Origin of the sequence: Hohaiivirga grylli (genome assembly GCF_039655745.1) — a bacterium.
GTDB lineage: Bacteria > Pseudomonadota > Alphaproteobacteria > Rhizobiales > Beijerinckiaceae > Hohaiivirga > Hohaiivirga grylli.
This window is the reverse complement of sequence record NZ_JBBYXI010000001.1, coordinates 777,882-796,020: the sequence shown is the minus strand read 5'-3', so window position 1 is coordinate 796,020 and position 18,139 is coordinate 777,882. Positions and strand designations below refer to the sequence as shown.

18 protein-coding genes are annotated in these 18,139 nt (G+C 48.5%); 8 read left to right on the top strand and 10 right to left on the bottom strand.

What is annotated here, in order from left to right; translation table 11 throughout:
• Window positions 1-34: 34 nt before the first annotated feature.
• Genes WJT86_RS03425 through WJT86_RS03415 form a run of 3 tightly spaced genes read left to right on the top strand, consistent with a single transcriptional unit; the run spans window position 35 to window position 3,913 of the window.
• Window positions 35-1,135: a microcin C ABC transporter permease YejB gene (locus WJT86_RS03425; protein ID WP_346336080.1), complete on the top strand. Its 1,101-nt coding sequence runs from the start codon at window positions 35-37 to the stop codon at window positions 1,133-1,135.
• A gap of 1 nt (window position 1,136) precedes the next feature.
• Window positions 1,137-2,306, top strand: a complete 1,170-nt coding sequence (locus tag WJT86_RS03420) for an ABC transporter permease (RefSeq protein ID WP_346336079.1) — start codon at window positions 1,137-1,139, stop codon at window positions 2,304-2,306.
• Window positions 2,303-3,913, top strand: coding sequence for an ABC transporter ATP-binding protein (locus WJT86_RS03415; protein WP_346336078.1), 1,611 nt, complete (start codon window positions 2,303-2,305; stop codon window positions 3,911-3,913). Before WJT86_RS03420 ends, WJT86_RS03415 begins: the two co-directional genes overlap by 4 nt.
• Window positions 3,914-4,071: 158 nt before the next feature.
• Here the strand turns inward: WJT86_RS03415 and WJT86_RS03410 are convergent, their stop codons facing one another.
• Window positions 4,072-5,259: an ATP-dependent nuclease gene (locus WJT86_RS03410; RefSeq protein ID WP_407066896.1), complete on the bottom strand. Its 1,188-nt coding sequence runs from the start codon at window positions 5,257-5,259 to the stop codon at window positions 4,072-4,074.
• Window positions 5,260-5,311: 52 nt separating this feature from the next.
• Window positions 5,312-5,812: a hypothetical protein gene (locus tag WJT86_RS03405; protein ID WP_346336077.1), complete on the bottom strand. Its 501-nt coding sequence runs from the start codon at window positions 5,810-5,812 to the stop codon at window positions 5,312-5,314.
• 217 nt (window positions 5,813-6,029) lie between these two features.
• Here WJT86_RS03405 and upp point away from each other — a divergent pair, with 217 nt between their 5' ends.
• Both upp and WJT86_RS03395 read left to right on the top strand, forming a co-directional pair.
• Complete coding sequence (gene upp / locus WJT86_RS03400; RefSeq protein ID WP_346336076.1) at window positions 6,030-6,659, top strand: uracil phosphoribosyltransferase; 630 nt, start codon at window positions 6,030-6,032, stop codon at window positions 6,657-6,659.
• 187 nt (window positions 6,660-6,846) lie between these two features.
• Window positions 6,847-8,346, top strand: coding sequence for a phosphomannomutase/phosphoglucomutase (locus WJT86_RS03395; protein ID WP_346336075.1), 1,500 nt, complete (start codon window positions 6,847-6,849; stop codon window positions 8,344-8,346).
• 67 nt (window positions 8,347-8,413) lie between these two features.
• Here the strand turns inward: WJT86_RS03395 and WJT86_RS03390 are convergent, their stop codons facing one another.
• Window positions 8,414-8,944, bottom strand: a complete 531-nt coding sequence (locus WJT86_RS03390) for a hypothetical protein (RefSeq protein ID WP_346336074.1) — start codon at window positions 8,942-8,944, stop codon at window positions 8,414-8,416.
• Window positions 8,945-9,155: 211 nt separating this feature from the next.
• On the opposite strand from WJT86_RS03390, the gene WJT86_RS03385 reads away from it, so the two are divergent.
• From WJT86_RS03385 to WJT86_RS03375, 3 genes are all read left to right on the top strand, one after another.
• Window positions 9,156-10,535: a leucyl aminopeptidase family protein gene (locus WJT86_RS03385; protein ID WP_346336073.1), complete on the top strand. Its 1,380-nt coding sequence runs from the start codon at window positions 9,156-9,158 to the stop codon at window positions 10,533-10,535.
• An 87-nt stretch (window positions 10,536-10,622) separates the two neighbouring features.
• Window positions 10,623-10,973, top strand: a complete 351-nt coding sequence (locus WJT86_RS03380) for a MarR family transcriptional regulator (RefSeq protein WP_346336072.1) — start codon at window positions 10,623-10,625, stop codon at window positions 10,971-10,973.
• Window positions 10,974-10,997: 24 nt separating this feature from the next.
• Window positions 10,998-11,855 carry a C40 family peptidase gene (locus tag WJT86_RS03375; protein WP_346336071.1) on the top strand — a complete coding sequence of 286 codons (858 nt, stop codon included), beginning with the start codon at window positions 10,998-11,000 and terminating at the stop codon, window positions 11,853-11,855.
• Here the strand turns inward: WJT86_RS03375 and WJT86_RS03370 are convergent.
• From WJT86_RS03370 to WJT86_RS03340, 7 genes are all read right to left on the bottom strand, one after another.
• Window positions 11,849-12,829 carry a branched-chain amino acid ABC transporter permease gene (locus WJT86_RS03370; RefSeq protein ID WP_346336294.1) on the bottom strand — a complete coding sequence of 327 codons (981 nt, stop codon included), beginning with the start codon at window positions 12,827-12,829 and terminating at the stop codon, window positions 11,849-11,851. The two genes, WJT86_RS03375 and WJT86_RS03370, sit on opposite strands and share 7 nt — an antisense overlap.
• 22 nt (window positions 12,830-12,851) lie before the next feature.
• Window positions 12,852-13,739, bottom strand: a complete 888-nt coding sequence (locus WJT86_RS03365; RefSeq protein WP_346336070.1) for a branched-chain amino acid ABC transporter permease — start codon at window positions 13,737-13,739, stop codon at window positions 12,852-12,854.
• Window positions 13,740-13,741: 2 nt separating this feature from the next.
• Window positions 13,742-14,443: an ABC transporter ATP-binding protein gene (locus WJT86_RS03360; RefSeq protein ID WP_346336069.1), complete on the bottom strand. Its 702-nt coding sequence runs from the start codon at window positions 14,441-14,443 to the stop codon at window positions 13,742-13,744.
• 1 nt (window position 14,444) lies between these two features.
• Window positions 14,445-15,227 (bottom strand): ABC transporter ATP-binding protein, encoded by a 783-nt coding sequence (locus WJT86_RS03355; RefSeq protein WP_346336068.1) that lies wholly within the window; start codon window positions 15,225-15,227, stop codon window positions 14,445-14,447.
• A 16-nt stretch (window positions 15,228-15,243) separates the two neighbouring features.
• On the bottom strand, window positions 15,244-16,413 hold the full coding sequence (locus WJT86_RS03350) for an ABC transporter substrate-binding protein (protein WP_346336293.1): 1,170 nt from the start codon (window positions 16,411-16,413) through the stop codon (window positions 15,244-15,246).
• Between the two features lie 281 nt (window positions 16,414-16,694).
• Complete coding sequence (locus WJT86_RS03345) at window positions 16,695-17,111, bottom strand: hypothetical protein (RefSeq protein ID WP_346336067.1); 417 nt, start codon at window positions 17,109-17,111, stop codon at window positions 16,695-16,697.
• 47 nt (window positions 17,112-17,158) lie between these two features.
• A complete protein-coding gene (locus tag WJT86_RS03340) occupies window positions 17,159-18,112 on the bottom strand; it encodes a 2-hydroxyacid dehydrogenase (RefSeq protein WP_346336066.1) in 954 nt (317 codons plus the stop codon).
• Between the last annotated feature and the right edge of the window lie 27 nt (window positions 18,113-18,139).

The following is an 18,139-nucleotide window of genomic DNA, read 5'->3' as shown; positions in this document are numbered from 1 at the left end:
CTGAAGCTGAAATGCATTCTGAACGGCTTGATTAATGGCTTCATACATCCTGCGCCGCCTGATCCTCATGGTCTTCACCATATGGGGTGTTCTGACGGTTACATTTGCAATTGCCCAGTTTGTGCCCGGTGGCCCGGTTGAGCGCGTCATTGCGCAGTTACAGGGGCAAAATCTGGGTGCAACTTCCCGTATATCGGGAGGTGGCGGTGATATCGGCAGCGCGGCTATGAGCGGCAGCGAAGGCGGCTCATCTTATCGCGGTGCGCAGGGCCTCGACCCGAAGTTTATCAAAAGCCTTGAAAAACAGTTTGGTCTCGATAAGCCATGGGACGAACGCTACGTCAAAATGCTTTCGGACTATGCCCGTTTTGATTTCGGCAAGAGCTACTTCCGCGATATTGACGTCCTCTCACTCATCAAAGAGAAATTGCCGGTTTCCATTTCGCTCGGGATATGGATGACCCTTCTCTCATATCTCATCTCTATTCCGCTTGGGATCAAGAAAGCAGTCAGGGACGGCACCAGTTTTGACAGCTGGACCTCCATGGCAATTATTATCGCCTATGCCGTTCCGGGCTTCATGGTCGCAATCTTTGGGCTTATTCTGTTTGCGGGTGGTTCATTCAATATGAGCTTCCTGCCAATGCGCGGCCTGACCAGTGAAAACTTTGCCCAACTATCGTTGTTTGGTAAAATTCTGGATTACTTCCACCACCTCATCCTGCCATTGTTTGCCATGTCATTATCGGCCTTTGCGACACTGACACTGCTGACCAAGAACTCCTTTCTTGATGAAATTCGCAAGCAATACGTTCTGACAGCCCGGATGAAGGGGCTTAAGGAAAACCAGATTCTGTACGGACACGTTTTCCGCAACGCCATGCTGATCGTGATTGCCAGTTTTCCCTCAACCTTTATCTCGGCATTCTTTACCGGCTCACTGCTGATTGAAATGATCTTCTCACTGGATGGGCTGGGGCTCTTGTCCTATGAGTCAATTGTTGGCCGTGATTACCCTGTTGTCTTCGCCAACCTCTTCATTTTCTCGCTGCTTGGCCTCATCGCCAATCTGGTCTCCGATCTTGCCTATACCTGGATCGACCCGCGCATCGACTTCGAGAGCAGGAAGGTGTGATATGACCAGCGATATTCAATCCGTTCATTCAGCCTCAACAGCTGCACCGGTTGCACCACCAATCGACAAGTCCGGCTTCCTGAGGCTCTCACCAATCACGCGCAGACGCTGGAACAACTTTAAATCCAACCGTCGCGGGTACTGGTCTCTCTGGGTCTTTATGATCCTGTTTATTGGCAGCCTGTTCGCAGAGTTCATTGCCAATGACCGACCAATTATTGCCTATTACAAAGGCGAAGTTCTGTTTCCTGTCCTGATTGACTATCCGGAAGAGAAATTCGGCGGCTTTCTGGCTGAAACCTATTATCGCGACAAGGCAATCTCGGATGAGATCAATGCCAACGGCTGGATGGTCTGGCCACCAATCCGTTTCTCGTATTTCACCAACAATTACGACATCCCGGTTCCGGCTCCCTCACCGCCCACATGGATGCTGAGCGATGAACAGTGCAAAACCGTTGCTGAACGCAAAGGTGGCTCAACCTGCAGGGATCTTGAATGGAACTGGCTGGGCACAGATGATCAGGCCAGAGATCTTCTCGCCCGTCTGATATATGGCTTCCGCCTCTCTGTTTTATTCGGTCTGATACTGGCTGCCCTTTCGTCTGTCATCGGTATTGCGGCCGGTGCGGTACAGGGGTACTTCGGCGGCTGGGTTGATCTGATATTCCAGCGCGTCATTGAAATATGGACAGCCATTCCATCGCTTTATCTGCTGCTGGTTGTTTCCTCATTCATTGCACCAAGCTTCTTTGTCCTGCTCTTCATCCTGCTACTGTTCTCGTGGACAGCTCTGGTTGGTGTTGTCAGAGCAGAGTTTCTGCGTGGCCGCAATTTTGAATATGTACGTGCCGCACGCGCCCTTGGCCTGCGTGACCGGACCATCATGTTCAAACACCTGCTGCCCAACGCCATGGTTGCGACCCTGACCTTCATGCCCTTCATTCTGAATGGCGCCATTTCCACCCTAACATCGCTCGACTTCTTAGGCTTCGGTTTACCGCCCGGTTCACCATCACTTGGTGAAGTTCTGGCACAGGGTAAGGCCAATCTTCAGGCTCCTTGGCTTGGTTTGTCCGGCTTCTTTACAATTGCTGTTATGCTGAGTTTGCTGATCTTTATTGGTGAGGCTGTCCGCGACGCCCTTGATCCGAGGAAGACATTCCGATGAATAGCCCTCTCCTCTCCATCAATAATCTCTCCGTTGCTTTCCATCAGGATGGCAAGGATCAGCTGGCTGTCGACAATATCTCATTCCATATCAACAAGGGAGAGACGGTTGCGCTGGTTGGAGAATCCGGCTCAGGCAAATCTGTCTCATCGCTCTCAATCCTGCGGCTTCTTCCCTATCCATCAGCAAGCCACCCCTCTGGTGAAATTCTCTTTAAAGGCAAAGACCTGCTCAAAGCCTCAGAGAATGATCTCCTGAAGGTTCGCGGTAATGACATCACAATGGTGTTTCAGGAGCCGATGACATCCCTTAACCCGCTTCACACCATTGAGAAGCAGGTTGGTGAAATCCTGAAAATCCATAAGGGTCTGAATGACCAACAGGCCCGGAAAAGAACACTGGAACTGTTGAATCTTGTTGGCCTGCGCGATGCAGAAAGCCGTCTTGGCGCCTATCCGCACCAGCTCTCGGGCGGTCAGCGCCAGCGTGTTATGATTGCAGTTGCCCTCGCCAATGAGCCGGAACTGCTGATTGCGGATGAGCCAACCACAGCCCTTGATGTCACCATTCAGGCCCAGATTCTGGAACTGATGGCAGATCTCAAAAAACGGCTCAACATGTCGATGCTGTTTATCACCCATGATCTCGGCACCGTCCGCAAGATTGCCGACCGCGTCTGTGTGATGCTCAAAGGCAAGATTATTGAAGAAGGGCCTGTCTCAGAAGTCTTCAACAACCCGCAACATGAATATACCAAGCGCCTGCTGGCTGCCGAGCCCAAAGGTCGGGCTAATCCGATAGAGGATAATGCCCCGACAATTGTTGAGGCTGGGCCACTCAGGGTCTGGTTCCCAATCAAAAAGGGCTTCTGGCGCCGCACCGTCGGGCACGTTAAAGCCGTCAATGATATCTCCCTCAGCATCCGCGAAGGTGAGACGCTTGGCATTGTTGGAGAATCCGGCTCCGGTAAAACAACCCTTGGTCTGGCAATCCTGCGCCTGATTTCATCAGAAGGCCCGGTTGCATTTCTTGGCAACCGCATTGACAGCCTGACAGCCAAACAAATCCGCCCCCTACGCAAAGACCTGCAAATCGTCTTTCAGGATCCATACGGCTCACTCTCCCCACGTATGTCAGTTGCCGAGATTGTTGCCGAAGGCCTGAGCGTCCAGCAGCGTAACCTCTCTTATGAAGAGCAGCGGAATATCGTTGCACAGGCTCTGCATGACGTAGGGATTGATCCAAAAGTCATGGATCGGTACCCTCATGAATTTTCAGGCGGCCAGCGCCAGCGCATTTCCATTGCCCGCGCAGTCGTCCTCGAACCACGCTTCATCATGCTGGACGAGCCAACCTCAGCGCTTGATATGTCTGTTCAGGCCCAGATCATTGAGCTCCTGCGTGAGCTGCAACTCAAACGCAAACTCACCTATATGTTCATCAGCCATGACCTCAAGGTCGTCCGCGCCATCTCCAACCGCATTATCGTGATGCGCAATGGTGATATTGTTGAGCAAGGTGATGCTGAAAGCATCTTCTCAAATCCGCAGGAAGATTACACCAAGGCTTTGTTTGCTGCGGCGTTTAATCTGGAAACGGTGAAGTGAAATCAACTATATAGCCGTGTGCTTAAAACATGGATTATATAGCAGCATCCAGTTTCATGTCTCTCTTGAGTACTTAGCAAGCAAGAGGGGCATGATCGAATACTACTCTAACGGCTAGTTCCTCAAAAGAGAGTTGTTGTGAAAAACAGCCTATGTGCTTACTTCAAGTCTATGGAATTTGCTTTTTGAATCAGTTCAACAAGCGCCTTTATTTTCTGTCTTAAATCAAGCACATCCAAATTAGCTTCTTCTTCACACACCAAACGGGCAATATCGACTTTATCTACTTCCTTTTGCAGCTCTTTTTCCTGAGATTTTCCAATTTTCTTATAGAAGAAAAGTGAATGATCATATTTTCCACCATCTGCTGGGTGTGAATATTTTGAATGATATTTCTTAGCTACAACCCTTTGAAGTTGAGTGTGTTCAATATAGTTTTCAATTTCACGCCCATCTGTAATCCAGCACATACCATGACCATCACCAAATTCAGCTTTAATGCGTTTCTTTGTATCATTAATATGCTGTCTAGAGTTTGGTTTATCACTATCAATAACTATAGCAATATTTCGATTTAATGCCCTTAAATCGATAAACTCATTAATTTCTTCATCGTTTGCAGACAGATGGCTTAATAGCCGTCCCCCATAAAACATTATGGAATAATGCATTCCTTCAATGAGATCTGGAGCATAAGCTTTTATCCAGTGATTAAGATAAATTCTATCAGATGGTCCTTCGACCCATATCACCATATTTGCCTGTAAGATATCAGAAGCCCGGTAGCCTAACTGTCTACATATTTCAAAACGTTCAGCCTTAAGCGCACTGTTACGAACTGTTGTTTGCTTACCATCATTTTGAACGTGGAAGATCGCAGCGCCTTGAGTATCTATAAAACTCGCTGAATGTGTTGCAATAAAATACTGGTTTTTAGTATTCTCTTGAAGATACTTAATTAGTTTTTTCTGCAAAACAGGGTGTAAATGCAGTTCAGGCTCTTCAATGCACATTATACACTCAGAACTAAGAGTACAAAATGCAGCAATCATAATAACTTGATGAATACCAGTACCTAATGAGGTAAGCGGCAGCTCCTTATTATCCATTTTTACTAAGATATATTCTCGATCATGAGGAATTTCTATTTCTGCATCCATTTTCCCTGTAACATTCTTGAGAAAATTATTTATTTTATTAAAAATATAACGTTTTTCTCGCTCTTCAAGAGAAGGATTTTGAAATTGCGCCAGTCTTTTAATTAAACCATTCCCGCTATAGTCTGAAAATTCTGTTTCTTTTTCACCTACTTTCCTAATTGCCGGTATAAACTCAACAATTGGCACCTGAAAATTCTGTGCTTCAAATATCCAATCTAATATTTTAAAAATCCAACTCTCAACATCCCCCCCCTGAATAGTTAGGATACAATTCTCTATACAATGATTGCCATTTCCAATGTTTCAAAACTGATTTCAACTCATTAAAATCATGGAAAATGCCAATACTTTTATTATATCTAAATAAAAACTCAAACCATATATTATTATTCTCATCTGAAATTAGATCAACAACTTCATTAAAATACAAAACATCTTTAATATTTATTCTTTTATTCTTACCATATTCTATACAATTCGAAATTAATTTAGATTTTGAAATACAGAACTTTGCTAAAAAATTACCTGTAACTTGCCCTTGATGAATATCAAGAAATGTTAAATTTAAAGTCTTTTGAGGATTTGCTAAACACTGATGAAGGAAATGCAATAAGGTTGATTTACCAGAATTATTTTCACCTATAAAAAAATTAAAATCTTTAAAACCAAATATTTTTTGCTCATCAGCTCCGATTGATTTGTAAAATTGTATAGCAATACCATCAATATAAACTGACATCTTTACCCCACCACAATTCAAAAAAGAGAATATATTACTAATACAATAAAAACGCTTAATATTTCAAAGCTTATTATTGATATCTAAGATTCTTCGCATGTATCGCAGCCTCACAGAGCAGCTTTCCACCTCTGTGGAGCTATCGCGACAAAAAGACAGTTTCTTTAAGTGAGAATCGCGATAAAGTCCGCCAGTTCATTTTTAAAGGGAGAGGCCTATGTCCGGTGTCGTTGTTGTCGACCATCCGTTGGTTCAGCACAAGCTAACACTCATGCGTGAGAAGGAGTGTTCGACCCAGGTATTCAGATCCCTCGCCAATGAAATCGGTATGCTGATCTGCTATGAAGTCACACGCGATCTGCCAACAGAACTGGTCACCATTGAGACACCAATCACCGAGATGAGTGCTCCAAAGCTGGCTGGCAAGAAGCTTGTGCTTGCCCCTATCCTGCGCGCAGGCGTTGCTTTTCTTGATGGCATGCTTGATCTCGTTCCATCTGCACGTGTTGCGCACATCGGGCTCTATCGTGACCCGAATTCGCTTCAGGCTGTTGAATATTACTTCAAGGCCCCTTCCGATATTGCAGATCGTCTGACACTCGTCCTCGACCCAATGCTGGCAACCGGAAATTCCGCCGTTGCTGCGATTGATCTTCTGAAGAAGCGCGGCGCAAAAGATATCCGCTTCGTCTGCCTGCTGGCAGCTCCTGAAGGTATTGAAGTCATCCGCAAAGCCCATCCGGATGTCATGATCTGGACAGCCTCCATCGACAGCCATCTTGATGACCACGGCTATATTGTCCCGGGTCTTGGAGATGCCGGCGACAGAATGTTTGGTACACGCTGATAATTCCACGGGCATGGCATAAATATACGCCATGCCCGATTAATTTTATTTTGTTCATCTGGCATTAAACTGCGCCGGTGTTATGTGCTATTAAGCAGCAGGTATTCTGTTCGCCTGCTACTCCCTTGAAGAATAAAATTTTGCTATAGTTGTGAAGCATCTTTGCATAGCCAGCGAGAGATTGATCATGCTCCCTAAACCACAGTCTTCCCTTCAGCCAAATACATACGAATATGAAAGCCAGCCGCTTGTTAAGCCAACAGGTTTTCGTGAGTATGATGCGCGTTGGCTTTTTGAAAAAGAAATCAACCTTATGGGCATTCAGGCCCTTGGCATGGGTATCGGTACGCTGATCCATGAAATGGGCGTGCGTCCGGATATCGTCACGGGTCATGACTTCCGTGGTTATTCATCCTCCATCAAATATGCCCTGATCTCTGGCATGATGGCCGCAGGCATGCGCGTAAAAGACGTTGGCCTCTCCCTCTCTCCAATGGCCTATTTCGGGCAGTTTGCTCTTGATTGCCCATGCGTTGCCATGGTCACGGCCTCCCACAATGACAACGGCTGGACAGGCGTAAAGATGGGCGCCAATCGCCCAATGACTTTCGGCCCCGACGAAATGGGACGACTGCGCGATATCGTTCTCAATGGCGAATTTAAAACCCGTGAGGGTGGTTCCTATACCTATGTTGATGGCTTCCGCGAAACATATCTTGCAGACCTCACAAACCGTCCAAAACTGAAGCGTAAGCTAAAGGTTGTTGCTGCCTGCGGTAACGGCACGGCAGGTGCTTTTGCACCTCAGGTTCTGGAAGCGATTGGCTGTGAAGTCATTCCGATGGATACAAACCTTGATTTTACATTCCCACGCTATAACCCGAACCCGGAAGACATGAAGATGCTTCATGCCATCGCTGAAAAGGTTCGTGAAACAGGCGCCGATGTTGGCCTTGGTTTTGATGGCGACGGTGACCGTTGCGGTGTTGTCGACAATAACGGTGAAGAAATCTTTGCTGATAAAATCGGCGTGATGCTGGCCCGTGATCTTTCCAAGTTGCACCCGAATGCAACCTTTGTGGTGGACGTGAAGTCAACAGGCCTGTTCACAACAGACCCGGTTCTGAAGGCACAGGGCGTCAAGGCAGATTACTGGAAGACCGGTCACTCCTATATCAAGCGCCGCGTTAATGAGCTTAATGCTCTTGCAGGCTTTGAAAAATCCGGCCACTTCTTTTTCAACCAGCCGGTTGGCCGTGGTTATGACGACGGTATTCTCACCGCTCTCGCCGTATGTGACATGCTGGATCGTAACCCTGATAAATCGATGGCTGATCTCTACAATGATCTGCCAAAGACATGGGGCACCCCAACGATGGCACCACATTGCCCGGACGAAGTTAAATACGAAGTCGTTGATCGTGTCGTAAAACGCTTCACCGAGATGAAAGACAAGGGCGAACAGGTTGGCGGTCAGGCTATTGATAGCCTTGTGACAGTCAACGGTGTCCGTGTCACCACATCCGATGGCACATGGGGCCTCGTTCGTGCATCTTCCAACAAGCCAGAGCTGGTTGTCGTGGTTGAAAGCCCGGTCTCAGAAGCCCGCATGCGCGAAATGTTCCATGCTGTTGACAGCATCCTGCGCGAGAACAAGGAAGTCGGCGCCTATAATCAGACGATCTGATTTTGATCTGAACGTATAAAAAAGGCCCGGTTTTAACCGGGCCTTTTCATTAAAAATGACGAAGTACTTACTTCGCACCATCCAGACCAATACGCAGGTTCTTGCGGGCAGTCTGCAGGCTCTTACCCATACCTGTGATCATGCGGACTTCATTGCCGTTAATACCGACACGGGAAACACTGTAGTATTTACCCTTGCGACCTGTATAGGAAGATACGGTTTCAAAGCCGGCAGCTTCTTTGTTTGTCAGATTACGCACATTCAGCTGACGATACTGGCCATCTGTCATATCGGAAACAGTATCGCCAATTTCCTGGACGAGTTCTGAACTGACAACCTTTTCACGAACCAGATATTCTGCATCCGCATTAACACGTGCCACGGAATAACCAATAGCACCGGGTTCACGGCAGCGGCTTGCGGGGCAGATATAGGCAATGGAACCACCTCTGGAAACAACAGCCCGCCAGTTATCAGACACGGCTGGCTGCACGTTGCCATAAACTTCCTGCGTGATATTCACGGGGCCATTGGTTGTCTGACAACCAGCAGCGAGAAGGGCCAGAGCAGCAGGAGCAAAAACTTTTAAGAGTGACATTGCATATCCCTTTCTAAGGTTCGAGGCCAAATAATCGGTAGCAGCTGTCTGCTATTCAGCAGACATAATGCATAATTGGTAATTTAATTATGCAGGCTGACTATAGGCTACATAAAATAAGATGCCAATAACCGCGCGCTAACGCACTTCCACTTCTCTATAATTTCTGGCACAACATTCCCGCTCAATTTCTGGATCATGGTCTTTAAAAATGCCTCACCACCTTATTGCTCCTGCTGGTTTTCCTGCTATCCCTGTCTGGCTTGTTCATGCGCATAATTGGGAGCAGGTCTTCCATGACCTGCCGGAAACAGGCAAAAACTTTGCTCAGGCTCAGGGTTTCAAACCCAAGGCCGGACAGCTTTGCCTGCTCCCGGGCACAACCGGGAAACTGGAAGCTGTCCTCTTTGGTATTGGTGAGCCAGACCTGTCTGATCCATTTCTGATTGGAAAACTGCCTGCGGTTCTTCCAGAAAACAGTTATCGCTTTGCAACTGCCGTCGAAAAACCGGATCTTGCATTATTAGCATGGCTGCTTGGCTCCTATGTCTTTGACCGGTATACATCCAAGCCGGAACGAACAGCTAAAATCGTTCCGCCACAGGGCGCTAATATTGATGAAGTGACCCGCATTTACGAGTCCGTTGCACTTGGCCGTGATCTGATCAATACCCCTACCAATGACCTTGGCCCGGATGGTATTGAACTTGCAGCACGAAAGCTTGCGGAAAAATATGGAGCAACCATCAATGTCATAACAGGTGATGATCTGCTGGCCCAGAACTTCCCGATGGTTCACGCTGTTGGCCGTGCATCAGCGGTTGCACCACGGTTGATTGATATCGTATGGGGCAAACAGGATGCACCTCTGGTGACCCTCGTTGGCAAAGGCGTTGCTTTTGATACCGGCGGCCTGAATATCAAACCAGGCAACTCCATGACCCTGATGAAAAAGGACATGGGTGGCGCAGCAACAGCCATGGCAGCCGCAGATATGATCATGGGTTCTAACCTGCCTGTCCGTCTGCGCGTAATTATCCCGGCTGTCGAAAATTCCATTTCGGCAAATGCCTTCCGCCCCGGAGATATCCTGCCGAGCCGTAAGGGCATCAGTGTTGAAATTGGCAATACGGATGCCGAGGGGCGGCTCATTCTCGGTGATGCACTGGCGCTTGCTGATGAAGAGAAACCAGAGCTGATCATTGACTTCGCGACCCTGACAGGTGCTGCACGGGTTGCAACAGGGCCAGATTTGCCGCCATTTTACACCGACAATGATACGCTTGCCGCAGATATCTCCCGTATAGGCATGGCAGAGAATGATCCGGTCTGGCGCCTGCCATTCTGGCAACCTTATACGCCCTGGCTCGATTCCAAGATTGCCGATATCAATCATACGGCAAGCCAGCCTTTTGCCGGCTCAATTACAGCAGCTCTGTTTTTGAAACGTTTTGTTGAGCACGCAACCGACTATGTCCATTTTGACATCTATGGCTGGACAGCATCCGACAAGCCGGCCCGACCCACAGGTGGCGAGGTTCAGGCAGCACGTCTTGTCCACAAACTGTTGAAAGAACGCTTCGCCCCTTAAGACTCTGTAAAGCATGTTGCCAAAAGCAGGTTTGTCAGCACAGGTTCGGCATTACAATGGCTGGACTTGTTCTGAACCGGAGTGGCTATGTCCACCGATCTGCGCCCTATACAGGCTATAAAGCTGTGGCATGATGTTAATCTGTCTCTTGTCCATGACGAGGGACAGAACTTCTCTGCACGTCAATGGGCCATTCTCCTGACAATTTATCTGGAGCCCCCACCCCATACGGTCAGAGGACTGGCCCACAAACTAAACGTGACCAAACCGGTGATTACACGTGCTCTTGATACGTTAGGCGCAGCAGACCTCGTCTCCCGCCGTCGTGATAAAGAAGATGGTCGAAACGTTATTATCCAACGGACTGTGAAAGGCGCTCTTGCCGTTGAGCGTCTGGCGGATATCATAGTTTCAAAGAGCAGGACCCTCTCGGTCTGATTTGTCATCTGCAGGAAGCTTGAAATGTCTCTTGATCCACGCCGCAACGCCTATCGTGCAGATCTGGCAGATGAACGCCTGAAAGGCCATGTTGAAGCAGCGCGGTTCATCAAGGGAACAGCAGGATCCATTTCAGCACCCGTCTCATCACTGCATCGCTCCGCATCCTACGACAGTGGTGTCGATACACAGGCCCTGTCTGGTGAAAGCATTCTGATTTTTGAGCAGAAGGATGACTGGGCCTGGATCCAGCTGACGACTGATAATTATGTTGGCTATGTCCCACGAAGTGATATCAGCACTGCAATTTCTGACATTACCCATAAGGTTCATGCCCTGCGGACATTCGTTTACCCCGATGCAAGTTTGAAAACACCGACTGACAGATACCTCAGCATGGGTAGCCTTGTCTCAGTTACAGGGCATGAGGGTGATTATTCTGCACTTTCCAATGGTGGTTATGTCTACACCAGGCATCTGGCCGCAATTGATACGCATGCTGCTGATTTTGTAACGGTTGCAGAAAGCCTGCTGAACACGCCGTACCTCTGGGGCGGCAAATCCAGTCTCGGCATAGACTGTTCCGGCCTTGTCCAGCTTTCTCTTGCTCAGGCCGGTATTCAAAGCCCACGCGACAGCAGCATGCAGGAAGAAGAACTGGGTAGTGAAATCACTATTCCGGATAATCTCTATGGTCTGAAGCGGGGTGACTTTGTTTTCTGGAAAGGACACGTCGGAATCATGATCAATCCGCGTCGGATGATTCATGCCAATGGCTGGACAATGTCTGTTGCCGTGGAAGAACTCGCAGCAGCTGCCTTACGCATCCGGGAAAGTGGTGGTGGGCCAATTACCCGGATACGGCGTCTTAAAGATTACTGACGGTAAGTAAGGCCGAGCTTTTTACCAAATCTGGATGCATAAAACTCACCGACGATACCACGGCGGAAGATCAGCACGCAGACCATGAAGACCAGCCCGGTAATAATGGTTACCGGAAACTCAGATGTTGCCAGATAATCCTGCAGGGCAATCACCAGCCAAGAGCCAAGGATCGGGCCCAGAATAGTGCCGATCCCCCCCAGAAGCGTCATGAGAATGACCTCCCCCGACATCTGCCATGTAACATCGGTTAAGGTTGCAAACTGGAAGACAAGCGCCTTAAGCCCGCCTGCAAGCCCCGCAAGCGCTGCTGACATCACAAACGCACCCAGCTTGTAGCGCGCCACGGAATACCCCAGTGAAATGGCTCTCTGCTCATTCTCCCGGATCGACCGCAAAACCATGCCGAATGGTGAGTTTACAAAGCGCCAGATCATGAATATCCCAATCAGGAAAACCGCCAGCACAAAGAAATACATTGTGAGCTGATGGTTCAGATCAATGAACCCGAAAAGCTTGCCGCGGGGCACTCCCTGCAAACCATCCTCGCCCTTTGTAAACTTGGCCTGTAAACAGAAGAAGAAAACCATCTGCGACAGAGCAAGCGTGATCATAGAGAAATAGATGCCCTTACGCCTGATCGCAAGAAACCCGATCAGAAGCCCGAGAAAGGCAGCCCCAGCCATTCCAAACAGAAGACCAAGCTCGGGAGGCACCCCCCATTCCTTGACAGAATGGGCGGTCATGTAGGCGGCCCCTCCGAAGAACGCAGCATGCCCGAAAGAGAGTAATCCGGTATACCCCAGCAACAGATTGAAGGCGCTCGCAAACAGGGCAAAGCAAAGTAACTTCATCAGCAGCGGCGTATAAACAAAATACGGCGCTATGCTCAGCAGAAGAATGCCCGGAAGGATGAGATAGCCAAGACGTATGGGCATAAGCGTACCCCTTCCCAGAGCTGCTGTTTGTGTCATGTCTTGATTTGGTGCGAGCATATCAGGCATCCCGTCCAAAGAGGCCAGCAGGTCGCGTAAGCAAGACTATAGCCATGATGATAAAGATCACGATATTGGATGCTTCCGGATAGAAGACCTTGGTCAGCCCTTCTGCAATACCGAGCATATAACCGGTAACAATCGCCCCCATGATTGAGCCCATGCCACCGACAACTACAACAGCAAAGACGATAATAATCAGGTTGGATCCCATGGAGGGCGAGACCTGATAGATGGGGGCAGCCAGAACACCGGCAAAAGCGGCAAGCCCTGCTCCAAGGCCATATACGAGCGTCAGCAATAGCGGTACATTGATACCGAAAGACTGAACAATAACAGGGTTTTCGGTTGCAGCTCTGAGGTATGAGCCAAGCTTTGTTTTTTCAATCAAAAGCCATGTACCGATACAGGCGACCAAAGAAATCACAACCACCCAGCCACGATAGACAGGCAGGAACATAAAACCGAGATTAAAGCTTCCTGTCAGCAGTTGGGGTGGGGCATAGGGCTGACCGGCAGATCCGTACAGGTATCTGAAAGTCCCCTCGATCACCAAAGCCAGCCCAAAGGTAAACAGCAGGCCGTAAAGATGGTCGAGATCATAAAGACGACGCAACATTGTCCGTTCAACAATTGCGCCAAAAGCGGCAACGATGACGGGTACAGCAAGAATTGCAACCCAATAGCTGACCTGCCAGTGCTTGAGAAGCAACAGAGCAAGAAAAGCCCCGAACATATACTGGGCACCATGGGCAAAGTTGATCACCCGCAGTAACCCGAAGATGATCGCAAGACCAAGGCTCAGAATGGCATAGAATGAACCATTGATCAGGCCAACCAGCAGCTGCCCGAGAAAAGCCTGTAGTGGAATTCCAAAAATCATTGTCATGATCAGACCCCCAAGACCCTGTTCAGCATCGGCATCTGGTCTGGCAGCTCCTGAACCGGAAACTGGCCAACAACCTCACCATGGTCCATCAGATAAAAGTGATCTGTTACTTTACTGGCGAAGCGGAAATTCTGTTCAACAAGAAGAATTGTCATTCCGCGTTCTTTTAACGCTTTCAGCACCTCACCAATTCTTTGGACAATTACGGGGGCAAGCCCTTCTGTCGGCTCGTCCAGAATGAGCATATCCACTCCGGTTCGTAAAATACGAGCAATGGCCAGCATCTGCTGTTCACCACCGGAGAGCTTTGTCCCCGGGCTTGTTTTCCGTTCATGGAGATTGGGAAACAGGGCATATATCTCATCAAGCGACATACCATCTCCGGCCACGACAGGCGGCAGAAGCAGGTTCTCCTCAACAGTCAGGGTTGAGAAGATGCCTCGTTCTTCCGGTACATAGCCAATTCCGTAACGGGCCGTGCGATGCAGAGGCACCGGTATCATATCCCGCCCCTTGAATGAGATATGCCCTTTTCTTTGGCGCAGTATCCCCACAATGGCACGTAAGGTTGTTGTCTTGCCAACTCCGTTACGTCCCAGGATTGTCACAACCTCGCCATCAGAGATGGAGAGATCGACACCATGAAGAACATGGCTCTCGCCGTACCACGCATTCAGATCTCTGACGTGAAGCATCTCTCCCATGTCAGTTCTCCTCTGTGCCCATATATGCAATCCGGACACGCTGATCCTGACTGACCGTTGCGTAATCACCCTGAGCCAATATCTCACCACGCTGCAAAACTGTGATGTGGTCACAGATATCGGATACAATCTTGAGGTTATGCTCGACCATAAGAACAGCCCTATCCCGCGCCACGGATTTAATGATCTCCGCAACCATCGCAACATCTTCAAGCCCCATACCTGCCATAGGTTCGTCGAGAAGAAGAACGCGCGGATCAAGCGCAAGTGTTGTCGCGATTTCAAGGACACGCTTGCGGCCGTATGAAAGGTCCTCGGCAATCGCATCGCGTTCACGGTGTAACCCGACCCGATCAATCAAAGCCTCTGCCTGTTCATTGAGGCGATCAAGCGCGGACAAGGGTTGCCAGAATTGCGTTGCCAAACCATTTGGCCTTTGCAAGGCAACACGCACATTATCCAGAACACTCAGATGCGGGAACACGGCAGATATCTGGAATGAACGCACCAGTCCTTTACGGGCCACCCTGTCAGGAGCCGTTTTAGTAATGTCCTCTCCGAGCAGTTCAATACGGCCGCTCGAGGGTTGGAGAAACTTGGTCAGTAAATTGAAGACTGTTGTTTTCCCTGCTCCATTAGGGCCGATAAGAGCATGTATCTGCGTATCCAGAACATCAATATCCACGTTCTTGACGGCATGAAAACCGCCAAAACTTTTGCTAAGACCACGAGCCGATAAAACAACTCGTGGTTCCTTTCCTGAGAGATGAGCAGATGTCTGCATTTAGCATTATCCGCTGTTAATTCGTGACCAGCGGGCAACCGCTTTTGGCAGGATCCATAAAGGCTTCCTTACCAGGAATTGTTGCAAGAACCGTGAAGTAATCCCATGGAACATCACTCTCACCCGGCTTCTTGACCTGTACAAGATACATGTCATGCATCATGCGGCCATTCTTTGCCACGGTACCGTTTTCAGCGAAAATATCATTGACGGGCATTTCATGCAGTACCTTGGCGACAGCATCAGCATCATCGGTACCGGCCTTCTGAATGGCTTTCAGATATTGCGTAACGGCTGAGTATGTGCCGGCATGAACCATGTTAGGCATAGCACCTGTACGGTCAAAGAACCGCTTGCCAAATTTGGCTGTCTCAGGTGTGCGGTTCCAGTAGAACCCTTCCGTCAAGGTCAGCCCCTGTGCTGCTTCCAGGCCAAGTCCATGAACCTCTGCTATTGTGAAGAGCAGCGCAGCCAGTCTCTGACCGTTTGCAGTCAAACCGAATTCTGCAGCCTGCTTAATCGCATTCGCTGTATCAAGGCCAGCATTTGCCAACCCAATTACTTTCGCTCCGGATGATTGAGCCTGCAACAGGAAGGATGAGTAATCTGTTGTCGCCAACGGGTGGCGAACAGAACCAAGAACCTTACCACCCATCCCCTTGATAAGGTTGGAGGTATTCTGTTCAAGTGAATAACCAAAAGCATAATCGGCTGTCAGGAAGAACCAGCTATCCCCACCCTGTTTTACAAGAGCAGCCCCTGTTCCCACGGCAAGAGCGTAAGTGTCATAAGCCCAGTGAAAACCATAAGGTGTACATTGCGGGCCCGTTAAGTCTGTTGTGGCACCACCAGTATTGATCGTGATTTTCTTCTTGTCCTTGCTCAGAGCCTGAACAGCCAGAGCCACAGAAGAAGAAGTCAGTTCCATAATCGTATCGACCTGCTCGGTATCATACCACTGTCGTGCAATATTTGAGCCAAGATCAGCCTTATTCTGGTGATCTGCGGTGATCACTTCAACCGGTGCCCCTAGAACCTTTCCTCCAAAATCTTCAACAGCCATCTTGGCTGCCTCGTAAGAATACTTGCCGCCATAGTTTGCATAGACCCCTGACTGATCATTCAGGATGCCTATCTTGACCTTGTTATCACTGACCTGTGCCTGAGCAGTAAGGGTTGGAATCATTAATAGCGCTGCAAAAAGAAGAGACCTTTTATCCACGAGCGTTCTCCCGAATGGTTATCATTCCACCGGGTCATACTGTTTAAAAATCTGGATAAAATGTTCCCCTGCCACGGCCCTTCAAACTGACCGCATACAGAATACAACCTTCCACCCCGACCCTATCAACACAACCCAATGTTGATAAGGAACTGGGGCAGGAGAAATACCCTTCAATTGTACTTTCGACAGGGTTGCGCCTTGTGCAATGCCGCGCTGAAAACTCTCAAGTTTCAGCCTTATTATTACTGCCTTGAATCAAATCTCAGTTTTATTTCTTTCCATTGCCCATAGTATTCTTTGTATTTTACAAGAAAACTAAAAGGTGAGCAGTTCTTGACTGCTGTGATTGCACTCTCTCCTAAAATTTTTGAATACATCTGATTTCCCTGCGTCTTCAAAAGCACAGGCCCACTAGAGATGCTGCCATCCATTGCCAGCGCAAATCTGATATGAACAATAGCACGATCTGTTTTATTTATTTTGCGTAGGCTGGCCGGTACTTTCCAGCACTTACGTATGTTGTCCGAAACTTCCTTTAAAACTTTTTGAACAATCTCAGGCGGCATTCTGGGGCCATCGTCAACCTTCTCAGTTTTTGCAGAAGCAAAATGCATTTGTGTAACTAAAGCCAAGACAACTGCTAAAACCAGCCGCAACATCACAAGCCCCCGCGTATGAAAAATTTTCTACACGAAGTCACTTATAGCTAATACCCCAATGACCGATCAACCTTGCCCGGCACATCTTTTCCAGCTTCAAGCAATTTAATCTGATTAGCAATATATTTAGCCGTTTTCACAGCTTCACTTGCAGCAGCGATATGTGGTGTCAAAATCACCTTGGGATGAGCCCACAAAGCAGAGTTTTCAGGGAGAGGCTCAACATCAAAAACATCCAGTGATGCACCTGCGAGAATGCCATCATCAAGAGCTTTGAGAATATCCTCTTCAACCTGTAAGCCGCCACGACCGGGATTGATGAGAACAGGGCCAGCCAGTTTGCCATCACGTGCCAGCTTTTCGAACAGTGGCAGATTTAATATCCCTCTTGTCTGATCAGTCAATGGTAAGAGAGAGACAAGAATATCTGTTCTTTTAAGGAGAGCTTCAAGCCCGTCTTCTCCTGCAAAGACCGGGATATCAGGAACAGATTTTGGTGCTCTGCTCCAACCTGCAACATCAAACCCTAAAGTCTTCAGCTTATAGGCTGCATCAGTACCGAGCACACCCATTCCCATAATACCAACCCGTACTTCAGAAGCAGTCGGTGGCGTACTACCAACAATCCATTCATGCTTCTGCTGCTGCAAATCAAACCGACGCTGGTCGCGTAGATGCATAAGGCACTGCAGCACGACATATTCACTCATCCGGAATGTCAGATCATCCTGAGCAACACGGTATAAGGCGACGTCTGGCAAACGTTCATCCTTGAACAGAAAATCAACACCTGCCCCAAGCGAGAATATCGCTTCAAGCATCGGTAGATTGGCAAGTGCTCCGGGTTTATGTTTCCATGAAACAGCGTAAGAAACAGCCCGACGGTCGAACAGGTCACCGCTTAAAACAAACTCCCTCTCCGGCAGCTCTGCCTTAAACGTCTCAAGAACATCTTTCACCAAAGGGTTTTCATTGTCGCTGACAGCGATAAGTATGCTCATGATGACCTCAACGCGTACAAGTTAAAT